Origin of the sequence: Streptomyces cahuitamycinicus (assembly GCF_002891435.1) — a bacterium.
GTDB lineage: Bacteria > Actinomycetota > Actinomycetes > Streptomycetales > Streptomycetaceae > Streptomyces > Streptomyces cahuitamycinicus.
This window is the reverse complement of the sequence record NZ_POUC01000137.1, coordinates 1-18,675: the sequence shown is the minus strand read 5'-3', so window position 1 is coordinate 18,675 and position 18,675 is coordinate 1. Positions and strand designations below refer to the sequence as shown.

General features: G+C 71.6%; 14 protein-coding genes and 2 pseudogenes. 8 read left to right on the top strand and 8 right to left on the bottom strand.

What is annotated here, in order from left to right:
- Positions 1 to 41 precede the first annotated feature (41 nt).
- Genes C1J00_RS19735 through C1J00_RS19720 form a run of 4 tightly spaced genes read right to left on the bottom strand, consistent with a single transcriptional unit; the run spans position 42 to position 4,179 of the window.
- Positions 42 to 1,325 (bottom strand): ABC transporter substrate-binding protein, encoded by a 1,284-nt coding sequence (locus C1J00_RS19735; RefSeq protein WP_102910396.1) that lies wholly within the window; start codon positions 1,323 to 1,325, stop codon positions 42 to 44.
- 60 nt (positions 1,326 to 1,385) lie between these two features.
- Positions 1,386 to 2,150, bottom strand: coding sequence for a cupin domain-containing protein (locus C1J00_RS19730; RefSeq protein ID WP_102910395.1), 765 nt, complete (start codon positions 2,148 to 2,150; stop codon positions 1,386 to 1,388).
- Complete coding sequence (locus C1J00_RS19725) at positions 2,144 to 3,067, bottom strand: DUF6807 domain-containing protein (protein ID WP_102910394.1); 924 nt, start codon at positions 3,065 to 3,067, stop codon at positions 2,144 to 2,146. Before C1J00_RS19725 ends, C1J00_RS19730 begins: the two co-directional genes overlap by 7 nt.
- Positions 3,064 to 4,179, bottom strand: coding sequence for a Gfo/Idh/MocA family protein (locus C1J00_RS19720; RefSeq protein WP_102910393.1), 1,116 nt, complete (start codon positions 4,177 to 4,179; stop codon positions 3,064 to 3,066). Before C1J00_RS19720 ends, C1J00_RS19725 begins: the two co-directional genes overlap by 4 nt.
- 491 nt (positions 4,180 to 4,670) lie before the next feature.
- Here C1J00_RS19720 and C1J00_RS46870 point away from each other — a divergent pair.
- Positions 4,671 to 5,213 (top strand): annotated as a pseudogene (locus tag C1J00_RS46870) (alpha/beta hydrolase); the annotation flags it as partial.
- Positions 5,214 to 5,349: 136 nt separating this feature from the next.
- On the opposite strand, the gene C1J00_RS19710 reads toward C1J00_RS46870, so the two are convergent.
- From C1J00_RS19710 to C1J00_RS19700, 3 genes are all read right to left on the bottom strand, one after another.
- On the bottom strand, positions 5,350 to 5,841 hold the full coding sequence (locus tag C1J00_RS19710; protein ID WP_102910391.1) for a hemerythrin domain-containing protein: 492 nt from the start codon (positions 5,839 to 5,841) through the stop codon (positions 5,350 to 5,352).
- A gap of 90 nt (positions 5,842 to 5,931) precedes the next feature.
- Entirely contained in the window at positions 5,932 to 6,102 is a 171-nt protein-coding gene (locus C1J00_RS19705; protein ID WP_031139394.1) for a DUF5670 family protein, read from the bottom strand.
- Positions 6,103 to 6,215: 113 nt separating this feature from the next.
- Positions 6,216 to 8,114: a CASTOR/POLLUX-related putative ion channel gene (locus tag C1J00_RS19700; RefSeq protein ID WP_102910390.1), complete on the bottom strand. Its 1,899-nt coding sequence runs from the start codon at positions 8,112 to 8,114 to the stop codon at positions 6,216 to 6,218.
- Positions 8,115 to 8,423: 309 nt separating this feature from the next.
- Between C1J00_RS19700 and C1J00_RS19695 the strand changes: the two genes are divergently transcribed.
- The 7 genes and pseudogenes from C1J00_RS19695 (at position 8,424) to C1J00_RS19670 (ending at position 18,333) form a co-directional block, all read left to right on the top strand.
- Complete coding sequence (locus C1J00_RS19695; RefSeq protein ID WP_102910389.1) at positions 8,424 to 10,445, top strand: flavin monoamine oxidase family protein; 2,022 nt, start codon at positions 8,424 to 8,426, stop codon at positions 10,443 to 10,445.
- Positions 10,446 to 10,678: 233 nt separating this feature from the next.
- Positions 10,679 to 11,662: a Bug family tripartite tricarboxylate transporter substrate binding protein gene (locus C1J00_RS19690; RefSeq protein WP_180989612.1), complete on the top strand. Its 984-nt coding sequence runs from the start codon at positions 10,679 to 10,681 to the stop codon at positions 11,660 to 11,662.
- The gene (locus C1J00_RS19685) at positions 11,659 to 12,198 is read left to right on the top strand and encodes a tripartite tricarboxylate transporter TctB family protein (protein WP_102910387.1); all 540 of its coding nucleotides are present in this window, start codon (positions 11,659 to 11,661) and stop codon (positions 12,196 to 12,198) included. The genes C1J00_RS19690 and C1J00_RS19685 overlap by 4 nt, the downstream gene beginning before the upstream one ends.
- Before the next feature lies 1 nt (position 12,199).
- Positions 12,200 to 13,450 (top strand): annotated as a pseudogene (locus C1J00_RS46865) (tripartite tricarboxylate transporter permease); the annotation flags it as partial.
- A 114-nt stretch (positions 13,451 to 13,564) separates the two neighbouring features.
- Complete coding sequence (locus tag C1J00_RS19680) at positions 13,565 to 16,189, top strand: SpoIIE family protein phosphatase (protein WP_245936414.1); 2,625 nt, start codon at positions 13,565 to 13,567, stop codon at positions 16,187 to 16,189.
- Positions 16,190 to 16,317: 128 nt separating this feature from the next.
- Positions 16,318 to 17,682 (top strand): FAD-dependent oxidoreductase, encoded by a 1,365-nt coding sequence (locus C1J00_RS19675; protein ID WP_102910385.1) that lies wholly within the window; start codon positions 16,318 to 16,320, stop codon positions 17,680 to 17,682.
- 156 nt (positions 17,683 to 17,838) lie between these two features.
- Positions 17,839 to 18,333 carry a lamin tail domain-containing protein gene (locus C1J00_RS19670; protein WP_102910384.1) on the top strand — a complete coding sequence of 165 codons (495 nt, stop codon included), beginning with the start codon at positions 17,839 to 17,841 and terminating at the stop codon, positions 18,331 to 18,333.
- Positions 18,334 to 18,366: 33 nt separating this feature from the next.
- Here C1J00_RS19670 and C1J00_RS19665 read toward each other — a convergent pair.
- The coding region (locus C1J00_RS19665) for an aromatic-ring hydroxylase C-terminal domain-containing protein (RefSeq protein WP_500691475.1) at positions 18,367 to 18,675 on the bottom strand (309 nt) is incomplete at its 5' end.

Sequence of the window (18,675 nt, the reverse complement as noted above, 5' to 3'; positions counted from 1 at the left end):
GGCGGGGGCGCTCCTCGCCTCCGCGGGGATCGCGGTGGTGGTCATGACCTCAGCTCCGCCTTCGCCTCGGTGACGTAGTTCTCGGCCGCCTCGCGGGGCGACATGCGCGCGTAGGACACCTGGTCGTAGTCGCGCTGGAAGGTGCTCTGCAGGGCGTTGTCGCCGGAGGGCGGGGCCTGGGGCGGGTCCTTGAGCTTGCCCTCGAGGGATGCCTGGAAGTCGGCGATGGTCTTGTCGAAGTCCTTCAGCCGCGGGCCGATCTCGTCGCGGATCGTCTCGTTGACGGGGACGCCGCGGCTCGCGCCGAGGATCTTCGCGGCCTCCGGATCGTTGATCATGAAGTCGACGAGTTGCGCCGCCGCCTCGGGATGTCCGGTGTTCGCCGAGACGCCGAGGAACATCGACGGCTTGAAGTACTGGCCGGGTGTGCCGTCCTCGCCGGACGGCATCGGTGCGAGCGCCACGCCGGTCGGTATCAGGGCGACGAAGCCGCTCGCGGGGGCGTCCCAGTTGGCGTCGGTGACGGACGTGCCGCGCCCCAGCGGGGTGTTCTCGACGGAGCCGTCGAGCTGGGTGGTCTGCTCGGCGGGCGAGACGGCGCCCTCGCGGCGCAGCCGGTCGGTGAAGGTCCACCAGCGCGTGAGGTCGCCGGCGGTGAAGCCCAGTCGCCCGTCGTCGGTGTAGAGGGCCTTGCCCTGGCCGCGCAGCCAGACCTCGAAAGCGTCCTCGCTCTGGCCCGGGTCGGTCGCCCCCGGCTTGCCGGTCTTCTTCGCGAGGGCGCGCATGGTGTCCGCCCACTGGCTCCAGGTCCAGCTCTTGCCCGGCAGGGGGACGCCCGACTTCTTCCAGGTTCGGACGTCGTAGGCGACGGTCTCGGTGCCGCGGCCCTGCGGGATCGCGTACTGGACGTCGTCCACGCGGCCGGTGGCGAGCAGGCCCTGGTCGATCTCGGAGGTGCGCAGGACGGACTTCTGCTTCGCCAGGTCGAGCAGGACGCCGCCGGAGGCGTACTGGTCGATCTGGCGGTAGTCCAGCTGCATCACGTCCGGGGCGTCTCCGCCGGCGGCCTGGGTGGCGAGCTTCTGCTTGTAGGCGTCGTAGCCGGAGAACGACGTCGTCACGTCGACGTTCGGGTGCTGCTTCTCGAACAGCGCGACGGCCTGCTCGGTGCGTTCCGCGCGGTCGGGGTTGCCCCACCACGTGTAACGCAGCACGGCCTTGCCGCCGCCGGCGGATTCCCCGGATCCTCCGCAGCCCGCCAGCACGGCACACAGTGCCAGTGCGACGGTCCACGCGCAGAACCCCTTTGTCCTGTTTCCGGGCATGCCGAGGTCACTCCTCTCGACGGAGTTTCGGTTGAGCCCCCCTCAGGTCCCCCCGGGGGACTACTCCTCCTGGTGCGGCAGCGTGGTGCCGGGCAGGCTGTACTCGTCCCGCCGTCCGCACATACCGAAGCCGCCGAGCCGGGTGGGGGCGGCCTCGTACGCGGTGGCCTCGTCGAGGTGGGCGGGCTCGCCGGAGGCCAGTGCGTCGAGCTGGGCGCCCGTGCGTTCGGCGGTGGCCAGGGCGCCTGCCCGCCACAGGTCCCGCCAGGTGGGCACCTTGTCGCGCACGAGCCGGGCGGCGGCCCGCTGGAACTCCAGGTACGGGCCTTTGTCGCCGGCCACGAGGGCCTCGCGCAGCCCCAGGTAGCCCTCGACCGCCAGGTCCCTGCGGCGCCGGGCGGCCGCCGCCGTCCGAGGCCCGGTCCCGGGCGGCAGTGTGGCCGCCGCGGCATACCGGTCGGGGTCGGCGAGCAGCTCGGGCGGGAAGGTGAACACGGCGTCTCCGGCCTCGGGCAGGCCGCTGTTCTGCATCAGCACGGTGATGCGCAGATCGCCGCCCTGCACCATGCGGTGCACGGTGCCCGGCGTGAACCAGGCGATCGAGCCGGCTTCGAGGGGGATGTCCCGGTAGCCGTCGGGGCTCAGCGTCTGGACCGCGCCCCGGCCGCCGGTGACGACGTACGCCTCCGTGCACACCAGATGCAGGTGCGGGCTTCCGCCGCAGACGCCGTCGGCTGCCTCCCAGTCGTAGGCGCTGAGGTGCGACAGGCCGATGGCACCCGGCAGCGGGTGCGGGAGTCCGGCGTGCTCGGGCCCGCTCACCATGCCAGGCCCTCCAGGTGTGTGCCGACCCGGTCGCGGTCCCAGGCGCCGTCGGCGACCACCAGCCGGTAGCGGTAGGCGAAGGACTCGCCCGGCGGCAGCTCGAACTCCTCGAAGAAGGCCCAGGAGAACGCGACCGTGGGGAAGGGCTCGGAGCGGACGAACCAGTGCGACTCGTGGACCGCGGAGGCCGCGTCGAGGTTCTCGGGCACGTGCGCGAAGACCAGGGTGGAGTGGCCGTCGACGTCGTCGTGCTCGGTGGTGAAGGCGAGCCACGGGCCCTGGGAGCCCATCAGTTTGCCCGCGTCGGCGTCGGTGTCCGGGGCGAAGACCGTGCCGCCGGTGAAGTCGCGCGGGCCGCGCCACTGGAGTCCGGTGTAGCCGGCCATCTCGCGGCCCGCTGTGGTCGGAGAGCCGAAGACCAGCGGTTCCGAACGGGTGTTGGTGAGGCGGATCGCCCAGTCCAGGGCCCAGGAACCGGCCTCCTCGTCCACCGAGTGGACGGTCAGGCCGCGCACCTCGCGCGCCCACTCCTCGCCGCCGTTCTCGATCCAGGTGAGGTCCTCGGTGACGGCGAGGCGGTCGTCCTCGACGGTGAAGTCGGAGAAGCCGTCGTGCCGCATCGAGCCCACGCGCCCCGGCAGGGGGAGGTAACCCTCGCCGTGGACGTAGCAGTTGCCGCCCCAGAAGTTCTGGCCGGACAGATGGCTCGCGGTCATCTGCAGGCCCTTGTGCCAGCGGTGGTCGTTCGGGCGGTAGCCGGTGACGGTGCGGCCCGAGAGGGTGCGCACCGGGTGGGCGTAGGGCTTGCGGGACTCGAAGGAGTCCGGGTCGGGGCGGTAGACGTAGCGGAGGATCTCCGTGCCGCCAGCGGTGACGGCGATGTCCTCGCCGTGCGTGTGGGTGACGCGGATGGTCATGCGCGCTCCTTGGGGGCCCAGTCGGGGTGCTCGCCGTGCATGGCCTCGTAGAAGGGATCACCGGGGCCGATCTCCCCCGCCCGCACCGAGCTGCCGGTGAACGCCGCCTTGTACAGGGCGGCGGCGAACTCCAGGGTGGCGCGGGCGTCACGGCCGCTGCCCGGGGGCCGGGTGCCGCGGTCGTAGGCGTCGAGGAGTGTGCCCAGCTGGGCGGTGTGTGAGCTGGGCACGTCTGCCGCGGGGGTGCGCCAGGCCGTGGCGCGCTCCGAGGCCACGTGCGGGGCCGGGGTGTAGGCCCAGCTGTCGTTGCCGTGGCCGTACAGGTGGGTGAGCTCGACCGTGGCGTCCGCGCAGTCGATGCGGATGCGGCTCACCTCGTCCGGTGAGAGCACGCTGTTGACGACGGTCGCGAGGGCGCCGCTGCGGAAGCGCACCAGGGCGGTGGAGACGTCCTCGCTCTCGGTGTCGTGGACCAGGCGCGCGGCCATGGCCCGGATCTCCTCCCACTCGCCGAGCAGGTGCAGGAGGAGGTCGTACTGGTGGATGCCGTGGCCCATGGTCGGGCCGCCGCCCTCACTGGCCCATTTTCCGCGCCACGGCACCGCGTAGTACGCGGCGTCCCGGTGCCAGGTCGTCTGGCAGTGCGCGACCAGCGGGGTGCCCAGCGCACCGCTGGTGATCAACTCGCGGGCGTGCACGGCGCCGGAGCCGTAGCGGTGCTGGAAGACGACCGCCGCATAGGCGCCGGAGGCCTCCTCGGCCGCGGCGATCTCGTCGTACTCGGCGAGCGACAGGGTCAGCGGCTTCTCGCACAGCACCCAGGCTCCCGCCTTCAGCGCGGCGACCGTCTGATCGCGGTGCAGGGAGGGCGGCGTCCCGATCAGGACCAGGTCGGGGCGTACGGCGTCCAGCATCGCGTCCATCGAGGTGTAACCGGCGACCTGCTCACCGGCCAGCTCGCGGAAGGCGTCGAGGCGCTCCTGGTCCACGTCGACGGCGGCCACCAGTTCCACCCGGTCGGAATGGGCCCGCAGCGCGGGCAGATGGCTGCCGCCGACGATGGCTCCGGTGCCGACGACGGCCACGCGGCGGCGGGTGGGGGACAAGGACATGCAACGCTCCTCGGACAGCCTGCGGACACGCGCTTGGAAAGCGCTTGCACTCAGGAAGGGACCCTAGGCGCGAGAGAATGTCTGGACAACCCCCTACGGCGACCTGCACAAGGTCTGCCCGAGCATTGTCCCAGCTCGGGGCGGAGATTGGGATGGCCGCCCCACTCGTGGAAACGGCATTCCACCGCCTCGCCACTGGGGCTGGCCCACCCACTAACCGGCTGTCAGCCGGAGTGATCGGGCAGCGGGCCGCCCCTGCCGTTCTGTCGCACAACGCCCCTCAGCGGCATGTCCCCGCCGGCCCATCGAGGGGACATCCGCGCCAGGAAGGACATCCCCACGTGTTATCCCGTCTCCCGGGAACCACACGAGCCGCCCTCGCCCTGACGGCAGCCATCCTCGTCCTCACGGCCCTGCCCGCCACGGCCCTGCCCGCCACGGCCCGGGCGGCCCCGGAGCCTCCCGCCCGCTACCACCAGCAGTACCTCACCGCCTACGGAGACTTCGCCCAGGGGGTGCGGGACATGCTGCGGGCCTCGCGGGGGGAGCGGGTCAAGCCGCCGCCGTGGCTCGCCGGAGTGCTCGAGTTCGTGCTCACCGGCACCGGCTCCCCCTACGGCAGCGCGCAGACGGCGATGGCGTGCGGCGACGACGCCGCGCCGCGCGATCCCGAGGTGTACTGGCGCGACGTCCAGCGCACCCGCGCCGGGGACCCGCTCTTCGCGCCCGTGACCGACAACATCAACCCGTGCGCCTTCTGGGACCGGCCGCGCGAGCGTCCGACCAGGATCCGGGACGACCTGCCGGCCCTGCTGGTGAGCGCCACCGGAGACCCGCGCACCTCCCACGAGGGCGCCGAGGCCGTCCGGGAGATGTGGCCCTCCTCGCGCCTGGTCACCCTGGAGAGGGCCGACCAGCACGCGGTGTACGGCGTGTACGGGTCGGCCTGCGCCGACGAAGCGGTCAACGCGTACCTCGCCACGGGGCGGCTGGCCGCACGGGACATCGGCTGCGCGGCGCCCAGCACCCGCTAGTGCTGCGACCTTGCTGCGCGGTCCACGGCCTTGGCGTGGTGGCGCGACCTTGGCGCCTTGGCGCGCTGTCCTTGACAGCAACCGGCCCTGATGGCCACCGCCCGCGGGCGGTGGCCATCAGGGCCGGCATGGCGAGTCAGGACTCGACGATCTTGCGCACGTTCTGCACGGAGCCGCAGCCGGCCTTCAGCTGACGCTCACGCTCCTGCGCGAACGCCCGGCCCAGCTCCTCCCGGCGCTCCATCGCCACGTTCTCGCGGGCGCCGTTGAGGATGGTGCGCTCCTCCTCGTCGGCGTGGTGGGTGACGGCCTCCACCAGCTCCTCCAGCTTGGAGTCCCACTCCTCGGAGCCGACCTCCTCGACCTGGAGGAGCTCCAGGAGTGCCTCGTTGCCCTCGTCGTGCTCGTGCTCGCCGTGCTCGACCTCTTCGTCGTCGATGTTCTTGTACCGCTTCAGCGCCGGGTAGACCTTGGCCTCCTCGGCCTGCGCGTGCGCGATCAGCAGGTCCGCGAACTCCCGCAGCGCATCCGCCCGGTCGTCCTCGACGCTGCGCATCCGCCGGAAGAGGTCTTCCATGCGCCGGTGGTCCTGAAGGATGAGTTCTACGACGTCTTGTGTATCGGCCATGGAAAAGGAACGCCTTTCCTGGAAGAGAATCGGGCCATTTTCGTTTACCCCATTCCTGACGTTTTGCTCGATGGGCGGCGGCCTGCCGGTCTACCAGCGATACCAGCGGCCCCGGCGGCCACCACTGTCCGCGCTGCGCAGCACGAAGCCGAGCAGCCACAGGACCAGCACGATCACCGCGATCCACCAGAGTGCCTTCAGGGCGAAGCCCGCGCCGAACAGGACCAGGGCCAGCAGCAGGACGAGAAGCAGGGGAACCATGGTTATCAACCTCCGCTCCTCCGATTGCCCCGCCAGCAAGCGAACACACAGTCGAATTTTCGAGTTTCTTCACACGGATCACGGGCACCTGAACGGCTTTTGGCCGAGCCGTCTCAGTCCCTGCCCACCACGATCACCTCGTCGTCGGCCGTCCAGCGGCGTCGTCCGGCTTTGGGCGGGTTGATCCGCACGCCGTACCCCGGGCTCGTAGACGCGTCGTCGTGGCTCCGGTAGCCGATGGCGCATTCGCCGCGCTGCCGCGCCGCGGCCACGACCGTGGCGAAGGTCGTCTCACAGCCGGGCAGCACGTAGTCGCCGGCCGGCCGCAGGCGGATGCCGGTGCCGTCGGCGGAGAACAGCTCCTCGAACACCGCCGCGAGGTGCCGGTTCTGGGAGATCTGCGCCATGAGCAGACCGATGAGCTTGCCGCTGATGATCACGTCTGCTCCGGGGCCCAGGGGCGCCAGTGCCCGGTTGCGGTCGTCGACCAGCTCCGTGACGACGGGCAGTTCGCGCCCGGAGGCTTCCTCCAGCCGGCGCAGCAGCAGGAGGGTGACGAGCGTGCGGTTGTCGGGTTCGTCCGGCGGCTGCCCGGGAGCGGGGTCCTGGCCGAGCACGATCACGCTGTCGTAGGAGTGCACGTCCAGACCTCGCAGGGTCTCCGGACGCGTGACGTCGCCGGGGTACAGGGTCAGGGCCAGGTCGGTGCCGTGGTGCGCGTCGGCCTCGTTCACCTCCCGGACCGTCGCCTCACCGCCGTCCGACACCACGTCGACCGCCGATCCGGGCCGGGCCCGGCGGCGCAGCTGGTCGACCATGAGCGGTGCCCGGCGGTTCCAGCCCAGCATCAGGACCCGCTCCGGCCGTGCGGGGGTGGCAGGGCCGGACGCCATGGCCGCCTTGTCGACCGAGTCCGCGCAGTCGGCCGGCCAGACCGTGTCGTCGTCCCGGGAGATGACGACGAGCAGGTCGTCCTCGGCGAGGGGCGTCTGCGGCGGCGGGTTGAGCAGAGGGGTGCCGCCACGCACGATCCCGATGACGCTCGACGTCGGGTAGGACAGCAGCGCGTCCCCGAACGGGCGTCCGGTCAGGGTCGGTTCGGCGACCAGGTAGAACTCGTCGCCGGCGAAGTCGAGGAGCTCCTGATGGACGAGCGAGAGCCCGGGACGGCGGGCGGCCTGGACGATCAGCCGCGCGGTGACGGTGTCGCTCTCCAGCACGACGCCGCCCGGTCCGGCGGCGAGTGAGGCGGCCAGACGGTAGCGGTCGTCCCGGACGGCGGCGACGACGGGCGGGTGAGCCCCTTCCCCGGGCAGGGCGGCCCGCAGCGCCAGCAGCGTCTTGACCACCTCGGCATCGGCGTCCGGCTCGTCGCGTGGCAGGACCAGCACGACGCCCGCCGTCGCCGGGCTGGTCAGGGCGAGTACCGCCGGGTCGGTGGTGGGGCCGCTGCGGCAGATCAGCCGCGTACGGCCGACGGGACCCACCTTGGTGCTCAGGGCCTCCTCCATGGCGGTCTTGTCCCGGTCGGCCAGCACCGCCACCGCCGCGCGCCGCTGATTGGCGTTGGCGGCCACCAGTTCGCTCACCACCGTGAAGACCTGCTCCGACCAGCCCAGGACCACGACGTGCCCGTGTTCCAGCACGGTGGAGCGGCCCCGTCGCAACGCGGTGAGCCGCTCCGTGAGCGCCGTCGTGATCAGGCCGACGAGCGTCGAGACGTACAGCAGGGCGACCAGGGCGAGCAGCACCGACATCGTCACGCGCAGCGGCGCACCCGTCGCGCCGCCCAGCCGGAGGGTCTCGCCGGTGAGGTGCCACACCGCCGCCAGTCGGCCGGGCAGCGACTGAGGCGCGTCGGGGTCGGTCCACACCACCACCGCACTGGCCGGGACGACCACGGCCAGGCACAGCAGCGCCATCCAGCCGACGATCGCCGAGGCACCGCGGGCCAGCGTGCTGTCGAACCAGTAACGGGCCCGGTCACCCAACGGAGCGCGCCGCTGCGCCACTCTTCCCCCTCTGTCGCCCGCGCTCTCCGAAAGGCCGGTCGGCGCCGTGCACACGATGCGCCGGATGCGCGACGGCCGGAGAGGATGTACATCCGCAAGTCGCAGTGTGGGGGCACGATCGCGGCGGCGGACACGGTTCGCTCCGCGTTCATTCCTTCGGGTTGCCGGTGGGCGCCGACCGGGCTGCCGATGGGCGCCCACGCCGGCGAACCTGCTCTGACGTCAGGGTTTCCAGCCGGTTTCGCTCCTTCGGGTCAACGCCCGGGCGAAGGGCGGCGGCCGGGCAGGGACGCCAGTACAAAGGCCGCCATGACTGAAGATCACGCGGTGGTGCGCTCGGACGACGGCCTCTCCCGGAGGAGCTTCGCGGCGGTGGCAGGCACGGCCACGGTGGCGACGGCTCTGGCCGGCGGCGCCGCCACGGCTCTGCCCGCCACGGCTGCCCCGGCCGCCCCGGCCGCCCCGAGTGCCCCGGGCGGCAGACGTGGTGCCGACTTCGACAGGTGCCTCGCCGTCGCCCGCGCACTGCTCGTCCTGGACTCCGCCGACCGCCCCCTCGTCCCCCGCTACCAGCGCGTCCTCGAGAAGGGGCTGCCGGCTCAGCGCCGGACACGTCCCAAAGACGTCCTCGTCATCGGCGCCGGTCCGGCCGGGCTGGTCGCCGCGTGGCTGCTCAAGAAGGCCGGTCACCGGGTGACGGTCCTGGAGGCCAACGGCAACCGAGCGGGCGGACGCATCAAGACCTTCCGCAGCGGCGGCCACGAGGACGCCGAGCAGCCCTTCGCCGACCCCCGCCAGTACGCCGAGGCGGGCGCGATGCGCATCCCGGGCAGCCACCCCCTGGTGATGGAACTGATCGACCAGTTCGGCCTCGAGAAGCGGCGCTTCCACTACGTCGACGTGGACGCCGAAGGACGCCCCGCCGGCCGCACCTGGATCCACGTCAACGGCATCCGCGTGCGGCGCACCGACTACGCCCGCGCCCCCCGGCGCGTGAACCGGTCCTTCGGCGTCCCCAAGGCCCACTGGGACACCCCGGCCGCCGTCATCCTGCGCGCCGCGCTGGACCCGGTGCGCGACGAGTTCAGCTACGTCAACGCCGACGGCAAGCGCGTCGACAAGCCGCTCGCCGAGCGGCTGCGGGGCTGGGCCCGCGTGGTGAAGCGGTTCGGTGACTGGTCGATGTTCCGCTTCCTCACCGAGCACGCCGGACTGGACGAGCGGACCATCGACCTGATCGGCACCCTGGAGAACCTCACCTCACGCCTCCCACTCTCCTTCATCCACAGCTTCATCGGCTCCTCCCTCATCAGCCCCGACACACCGTTCTACGAGTTGGAGGGCGGCACGGCCGTACTGCCCGACGCCCTGCTGGAACGCGTGCGCGAGGACGTGCGGTTCGACCGCCGTGTCACGCGCATCGAGTACCACCACCCCGACCGCCCTGCTCCGGACGCCGGCCGCGTCCGCGGCAAGGGCCCGCACGTGTGGGTGGACACGGTGTCCGAGGGCCGTGACGGCCCGGTCGTACGCGAGCAGTTCACGGCGGACGTCGCCGTGGTCACGGTGCCGTTCTCCGGCCTGCGCCACGTACAGATCGACCCGCCCCTGTCGTACGGCAAGCGCCGCGCGGTCGGCGAACTGCACTACGACAGCGCGACCAAGGTGCTGCTGGAGTTCAGCCGCCGCTGGTGGGAGTTCGACGAGGCCGACTGGAAGCGCGAACTGAACGCCGTCGACCCGGGCCTGTACGACGCGTACCGCACCGGCCGCGCCGCCGGGGACGGCAGCCTTCTCGGCGCCCACCCCTCGGTGCCCGACGGGCACATCACGGCGGGTCAGCGCACCCACTACGCCGCCAACCGCGCGGGCGCACGCGACCAGCCCGAGGCGGCCGGCGTAATCGGCGGCGGCTCGGTGTCGGACAACGCCAACCGGTTCATGTTCCATCCCTCCCATCCGGTTCCGGGCAGCGCGGGCGGCGTCGTGCTGGCCTCCTACAGCTGGGCCGACGACGCGCTGCGCTGGGACTCCCTGGACGACGAGGCTCGCTACCCGCACGCGCTGTGCGGTCTCCAGCAGGTCTACGGCCAGCGCGTCGAGGTCTTCTACACCGGCGCGGGGCGTACGCAGAGCTGGCTGCGCGACCCGTACGCCTACGGGGAGGCGTCCGTGCTGCTGCCCGGGCAGCACACAGAGCTGCTCCCGGCCATCCCCGTGCGCGAGGGGCCGTTGCACTTCGCCGGTGATCACACCTCCGTCAAGCCGGCGTGGATCGAGGGAGCCCTGGAGTCCGCCGTGCGGGCCGCCCTGGAGATCCACACCTCGTAGGGGACGACGAACCGTCACGCACCCGACGGCCCTGGCGCACCGGCGCCGGGGCCGTCCGGCTGTCACGGCGGGGTTCGCCGACGCGCGGTCGCCGCCGACCGCAAAGACCAAAACCTCCGTTGGTTCCGCAAGGGAGACAGCTCGCCGGGGCCCGGGCACCATGTGGCCCACGTCACCCTCCCCCACAGGGCGTATCCCTACCCGCATCGACGTACCGACAGGTGGTGGCACTCGTGCGCCTGCGCACTCCCCTCGCCCTGCTCGGGGCCGCCGTGCTCGTGCTCGTCGGACCGCCGCTGCTGACCACCGGCAGCGGCTCCGAGACCGGCACACAGATCCCGGGCCTGCGCTTCATGGTCCCCAACACGCCTGGCGGCGGCTACGACATCACGGCCCGGACGGCCGCGAAGAACGCCGAGGACGCCGGACTCACCCACAACATCGAGGTGTTCAACCTGCCCGGTGCCGGCGGCACGGTGGGCCTGAGCCGGCTGGTGAGCGAGCACGGCAACGGCAAGCTCGCCATGTCCATGGGCCTCGGAGTCGTGGGCGCCGTCCGCTCCAACGACGCGCCGAAGACGCTCGGGGACACCACACCGATCGCCCGGCTCACCGAGGAGCAGGACGTGGTCGTCGTGGCGAAGGACTCGCCGTACAAGACGATCGACGACCTGATCGGCGCCTGGAAGGAGGACCCCGGCAAGCTCCCGGTGGGCGGCGGCTCGTCGCCCGGCGGGCCCGACCACCTCGCGCCGATGCTGATGGCCCGGGCGGCCGGGATCCCCCCGAAGCAGGTGAACTACATCCCCTTCGACGGCGGCGGCGAACTGCTCGCCTCGATCCTCGGCAACAAGGTCGCCTTCGGTGTCTCCGGGGTCGGCGAGTACCTGGACCAGATCAACGCGGGCGAGCTGCGCCTCCTCGCGGTCACCGGCCCGAAGCGCGTCGACGGGCTCGACGCGCCCACGCTGAAGGAGGCGGGCTACGACGTGAACTTCACCAACTGGCGCGGCATCGTCGCCCCGCCCGGCCTGAACGACGGGGAGCGCGACAAGCTCGTGAAGCTCGTCGAGGAGCTCCACGGCTCGGACGAGTGGCGCAAGTCCCTGCGGCAGAACGGCTGGGACGACGCCTTCCTCACCGGCGAGAAGTTCGGCGCGTTCCTCGACGCCGAGGACAAGCGTGTGGTTTCGGTGCTGAAGGAGCTGGGACTGTGAGGACGCAGACCGACATTCCCCCCGCCGAGACCGGCGGCGCGCGGCGCTCGTGGCTGCGGGAGCACTCCGAACTGGGCGTGAGCGTCCTGCTGCTGGCACTGGGCGTCCTCGTCCTGACCGACGCGCTCACCATGGACGTCGACATCGCCCAGCGCGGCCCGGTCGGCCCGAAGACCGTGCCGGTCGTGGTCGGCGCCGGCCTGCTGGTCATCGCCGCCCTGCTCGCCCTGGACGTGCTGCGCGGCGGCCGGGGCCAGGCCGAGGGCGGTGAGGACGTCGACCTGTCCGAGCCCGCCGACTGGCGCACCGTGCTGCTGCTCGCCGGAGTGTTCCTCGGCGCGGCCGTCCTCATCGAGCCGCTCGGCTTCCCCGTAGCGGGCGCGTTGCTCTTCTGGGGCGCGGCCTTCGCGCTGGGCAGCCGCAGGATCGACCGCGATCCGCTCATAGCGGCCGGGCTCTCCCTCGTCACCTACACCGTCTTCAACAACCTGCTCGGAGTGCCCCTGCCCGGCGGTCCACTGATGGGAGTGCTGTGACATGGATGCCTTCAACTCCCTTCTGGACGGCTTCGGTACGGCCCTCACGCCGATCAACCTCCTGTGGGCCGTGATCGGTGTGCTGCTCGGCACGGCGATCGGCGTGCTGCCGGGCATCGGCCCGGCGATGGCGGTCGCGCTGCTGCTGCCGGTGACGTACGGGCTCGAACCGATCGGCGCGTTCATCATGTTCGCCGGCATCTACTACGGCGCGATGTTCGGCGGCTCGACCACCTCCATCCTGCTCAACACGCCCGGGGAGAGCGCGGCGGTGGTGGCGGCCATGGAGGGCAACCCCATGGCCAAGTCCGGGCGCGGCGCCCAGGCCCTGGCGGCGGCCGCCATCGGCCACTTCGCGGGCGGCCTGATCGGGACACTCCTGCTGGTGGCGCTCGCGCCGACGGTCGCGAAACTGGCCGTGGACATCGGTGCGCCGGACTACTTCGCCATCATGGTGCTGGCGTTCATCGCGGTGACCTCGGTCCTCGGCTCGTCCCGCATCCGGGGCCTGGCCTCCCTGCTGATCGGTCTCACCCTGGGTCTGGTGGGCCTGGACCAGATGACCGGGCAGCAGCGCCTGACGTTCGGCTCGCTCCAACTGGCGGACGGCATCGACGTGGTGATCGTCGCGGTCGGGCTCTTCGCGATCGGCGAAGCCCTGTGGGTCGCCGCGCACCTGCGGCGCAGAGCGCCGGAGCCGATCCCGGTGGGGCGTCCCTGGCTCGGGCGCGACGACGTGAACCGGACCTGGAAGTCGTGGCTGCGCGGCCCGTTCATCGGTTTCCCGTTCGGTGCCATCCCGGCGGGCGGCGCGGAGATCCCCACCTTCCTGTCGTACGTGACGGAGAAGCGTCTGTCGAAGCACAAGGACGAGTGGGGCAAGGGTGCCATCGAGGGAGTCGCGGGCCCGGAGTCGGCGGCGTCCGCCTCGGCGGCGGGCACCCTGGTGTCGATGCTGACCCTGGGCCTGCCGACCACGGCGGTCGCGGCCGTGATGCTGGCCGCGTTCCAGCAGTACGGCATCCAGCCCGGCCCGCTTCTCTTCGAGCGCGAACCCGACCTGGTGTGGGGCCTGATCGCCTCGCTCTTCGTCGGCATGGTGCTGCTGCTCGCGCTGAACCTGCCGCTGGCGCCGGTGTGGGCGAAGCTGCTGCGCATTCCCCGGCCCTACCTGTACGCCGGGATCATGTTCTTCGCGGCGGTCGGCGCCTACGCGGTCGGCGGCGAGGTGATCGACCTGGTGATCCTGCTGATCATCGGCCTGATCGGCTTCGGTATGCGCCGCTACGGGCTGCCCGTACTGCCCGCCGTGATCGGCGTGATCCTCGGCCCGAACGCCGAGCAGCAGTTGCGGCGCGCCCTGCAGATCAGCGACGGCAGCGTGACGGGTCTGGTCAACACTCCGTTCGCGGTGACCGTGTACGCGGTGATCGTGCTGCTGCTGGTCGTGGCGGCCGTGGTGGCACTGGTGCTGCAAGTGCGGCACGACACGACGCAGGAGGCCCGCAACCGTTCGCTCGCCGTCGCGGAGACCTTCGCCAACGCGCCGGGCACCGTCGAGGCGCTGCAGGGCCCTGACCCCACCGCCGTGCTCCAGCCCCGGGCCGAGGCCGCCCGGGAACGGTCGAAGGTCGACTTCATCGTCGTCATGAGCACCGACGCGATCCGCTACACCCATCCCAAGACGGACCGGATCGGGAAGAAGTTCGTCGGGACGGTCGCGCCGGCGCTGGCCGGGGAGTCGTTCACCGAGGAGATCGAGGGCACCATCGGCCCGCTCGTGCAGGCCGTGGTGCCGGTCAAGGACCCGGACGGCCGGGTCGTGGGCCTGGTCTCGGCGGGGATCACGACCAAGAACGTCGGCGGCACCGCCGACCGTCAGCTGCCGCTCGTGCTCGCGGCAGCCGCGGCCGCGCTGGCCCTGGCGACAGCGGGTGCCGCACTGGTGAGCCGGCGGCTGCTGCGCCAGACCCATGGGCTCGGTCCGCACGAGATGACCCGGATGTACGAACATCACGACGCCGTGCTGCACGCCGTCCGGGAGGGGGTGCTCATCGTCGACGACGGGGGCACCCTGATCCTCGCCAACGACGAGGCGCACCGGTTGCTCGGGCTGCCCGCCGACGCCGAGGGCCGGCACGTCCTCGGTCTCGGTCTCGACCCGGGCACCGCCGACCTGCTGGCGTCCGGACGCGTCGCCACGGACGAGGTGCACCTCGTCGGGGACCGGCTCCTCGCCGTCAACCAGCGGACCACGGACCGTGCGGGTGTGCCGCCCGGCAGCGTCGCCACCCTGCGCGACTCCACCGAGCTGCGGGCACTGTCCGGGCGGGCCGAGACCGCGCGGGAACGGCTCAACATGCTGTACGACGCCGGCGTGGGCATCGGGACCAGCCTCGACGTGACCCGCACGGCCGAGGAGCTGACCGAGCTGGCCGTGCCGCGGTTCGCCGACTTCGTCACCGTGGACCTGTTCGACGCGGTGCTCGGGGGCGGGCAGCCGAACGCGGCGGCCTCGCTCAGCCGGACGGCGGTGAGCGGGATCCGCAAGGACGCGCCGCTCTACCCGGCCGGCGAGCGGATCAGGTTCGTCGAGACCTCTCCGCAGGGCCGCAGCCTCGCCACCGGCGGCCCCGTCCTGGAACCCCGGCTGGGCCAGGCCCCGGGCTGGCAGGCGCAGGACCTGGAGCGCTCGGCGCAGATCGTCGCGTACGGCATCCACTCGCTGATCACGGTGCCGCTGCGGGCCGGCACCCTGGTGCTGGGCGTGGTCAGCTTCTGGCGCTGTGAGAAGCCGGAGCCCTTCGACGCGGACGAGCTGGCCCTGGCCGAGGAGCTGGTCGCACGGGCCGCCGTCTCCATCGACAACGCGCGCCGCTACACCCGCGAGCACAGCATGGCCGTGACGCTCCAGCGCAGCCTGCTCCCCCGCAACCTGCCGGAGCAGGGCGCCCTGGAGGTCGCCTACCGCTATCTGCCCGCGCAGGCCGGGGTCGGCGGTGACTGGTTCGACGTGCTGCCGCTGTCGGGGGCCAGGGTCGCGCTCGTGGTCGGTGACGTCGTCGGTCACGGGCTGCACGCCGCGGCCACGATGGGGCGGCTGCGCACCGCGGTGCACAACTTCTCCGCCCTCGACCTGCCGCCCGAGGAACTGATCGCCCTGCTGGACGAGTTGGTCGGCCGTATCGACCAGGACGAGACGGAGGACGAGGGCAGCGCCCCGGTCATCGGCGCGACCTGTCTGTACGCCGTCTACGACCCGGTGTCCCGGCGCTGCACCGTCGCGCGGGCCGGTCATCCCCCGCCGGCGCTGATCCACCCGGACGGCAGTGTGGAGTTCCCCGACGTGCCGGCCGGTCCCCCGCTCGGACTCGGTGGTCTGCCGTTCGAGACGGCGGAGCTTGAGCTGGCCGAGGGCAGCCGGCTCGTCCTCTACACCGACGGGCTGGTCGAGGACCGGGAGCGGGACATCGACGTGGGTCTGGAGATGCTGCGCGAGGCGCTGGGCCGGGCGGGGCCGTCGCCGGAGGACACCTGCCGGGTCGTGCTCGACTCGCAGCTCACGGCCCGCTCCAGCGACGACATCGCGCTGATCGTCGCGTGCACCCGGGCGCTGGCCGCCGACCAGGTCGCCGAATGGCCGGTGCCCGCCGATCCGGCGGCCGTGGGAGAGGTTCGGGCTGCGGTCAGCCGGCAGCTGTCCGCATGGGGCCTGGACGAGCTGACGTTCAGCACGGAGCTGATCCTGAGCGAGCTGGTCACCAACGCGCTGCGGTACGGCGGCGGCCTCATACGCGTCAGGATGCTGCGCGACCGCAACCTGATCTGCGAGGTGTTCGACAGCAGCAGCACCTCACCGCACCTGCGGTACGCGACCATGACGGACGAGGGCGGGCGTGGCCTGTTCCTGGTCGCGCAGCTCGCGGAACGCTGGGGGACGCGCTATCTGCCGGCGGGCAAGGTGATCTGGGCGGAGCAGCCCCTGCCATAAGCGGGGCCATGCACTCCCCATAAAGTAGGCTTATGAGCTCATAGACCGGACCCCCGTACCGACTTAGGCTTGCCTTAGTTTAGGCTTCCCGTCGAGATCGCTTGTCGCCGCTCGAAGGGAACCTGACCATGCCCCGCCCCCTGCGGGTAGCCATCGTCGGATCCGGCCCCGCCGGGATCTACGCCGCTGACGCCCTGCTCAAGTCCGAGGTGGCAGCCGAGCCCGGCGTGTCCATCGACATCTTCGAGCGCATGCCGGCGCCGTTCGGTCTGATCCGTTACGGCGTCGCCCCCGACCACCCGCGGATCAAGGGCATCATCACGGCCCTGCACCAGGTGCTCGACAAGCCGCAGATCCGGCTCTTCGGCAACGTGGACTACGGCACCGACATCGGCCTGGACGACCTGCGCGCGTTCTACGACGGCGTGATCTTCGCCACGGGGGCGACGGCCGACCGGGCGCTCTCGCTGCCGGGCATCGACCTGGACGGCTCGTACGGTGCCGCGGACTTCGTGTCCTGGTACGACGGCCACCCGGACGTGCCGCGTACCTGGCCGCTGGAGGCGGAGAAGGTCGCCGTGCTGGGCGTCGGCAATGTCGCGCTCGACGTCGCGCGCGTCCTGGCCAAGACGGCGGACGAACTGCTGCCGACCGAGATCCCGGCGAACGTCTACGAGGGTCTGAAGGCCAACCGGGCCAAGGAGATCCACGTGTTCGGCCGACGCGGCCCGGCGCAGGCGAAGTTCAGCCCGATGGAGCTGCGGGAGCTGGACCACTCCCCCAACATCGAGGTCATCGTCGACCCCGAGGACATCGACTACGACGAGGGCTCGATCACCACGCGGCGCGGCAACAAGCAGGCCGACATGGTGGCCAAGACCCTGGAGAACTGGGCGATCCGCGACGTCGGCGACCGGCCCCACAAGCTCTTCCTGCACTTCTTCGAGTCGCCGGTCGAGGTCCTCGGCGAGGACGGCAAGGTCGTGGGCCTGCGCACCGAGCGCACGGAACTCGACGGCACCGGCAACGTCAAGGGCACCGGCACCTTCAACACCTGGGATGTCGGCGCGGTGTACCGCGCGGTGGGCTACCTGTCCGACAAACTCCCCAAGCTGCCCTGGGACATCGACTCGGGCACCGTTCCGGACGAGGGCGGCCGGGTCATGCAGGAGTCGGGCGAGCACCTGCAGTCCACGTACGTCACCGGCTGGATCCGGCGCGGCCCCGTCGGCCTCATCGGGCACACCAAGGGCGACGCCAACGAAACGGTGAAGAACCTGCTGGAGGACTACGCGGGCGGCAGGCTGCACACGCCCGCCGCGCCGGCCCCCGAGGCCGTGGACGCGTTCCTCGCCGAGCGCGACATCCGCTTCACCACCTGGGACGGCTGGTACAAGCTGGACGCCGCGGAGAAGGCTCTGGGCGAGCCCGAGGGCCGCGACCGCGTGAAGATCGTCGAGCGTGCGGACATGCTGCGGGCCAGCGGCGCCTGACGCCTCACACGCGACGTTTTACCTCCCGCGGGGCGGGTTCGGTGGCAATGTCACCGGACCCGCCCTTCTGCGTACTTGAAGCGTGTACGATCCGGATGCTTCACCGAACCATCACATCGCCTTCACCTGAAGGCCATGCAGGGGGGACGAACGTCCATGCGTATACGCCTTGTTGCCACCACGGCTCTCGCCGCCGGGGCCCTCACCGCCCTGTCGGCCGTTCCGGCTCAGGCCGCCGAGTACAACTCCGCGCTGAAGATCCGGGGTATCCAGTACGACGCTCCCGGGCGCGACTCGAACCGTTGCTCGGGCGGGAACACCGCCCAGGAGTACCTGACCATCAAGAACTACTCGCGTTCCACGACGGTGAACCTCAAGGGGTACGTCGTGAAGGACGCGGCGGGGAACAGGTTCACCTTCACCGCGAGCCACACCCTTCAGCCGGGTGACTACGTGAAGCTGCGCGGCGGCAACGGGGCCGACTCCGACACCAAGAACGTCGTCTACCGCGACAACTGCAACTTCATGTGGAACAACGACAAGGACACGATCTACGTGTACAAGCCGTCCGGCAGCCGTGCCGACGTCCACTCGTACACCAGAAGCGGCTCCGACGCGGACCGCAACGGGTACATCACCTTCCACGGCTGAGCCCTTCGCCGGACCGGCACCGGCCTCCTTGTTCTAGGGGGCCGGCAGCCAGCGGTCGAGGTAGGCGCGCAGGGCCCTGAGGTCGGTGCCGCGTGCCAGGTGACCCACGTGTCCGTCGGGTCGTACGAGGGCCTGGGTGACGCCGGGCCAAGGGCTCCGCGTGCCCAGGTGGTGCACGCTCAGCAAGCCGTGCCGCTCGCCCAGCGACAGGTCCTGAGGCCAGTGATGGGCGGGGCCGGTGAGCAGAAGGTGGTAGCCCGGTCCGGCGATGCGCCGCTGGAGTCCGGCCGGGGTGTCGGGCAGGCGGTCTCCCGCGCGTGGGCCTTGGCGCGGGAGACCGCC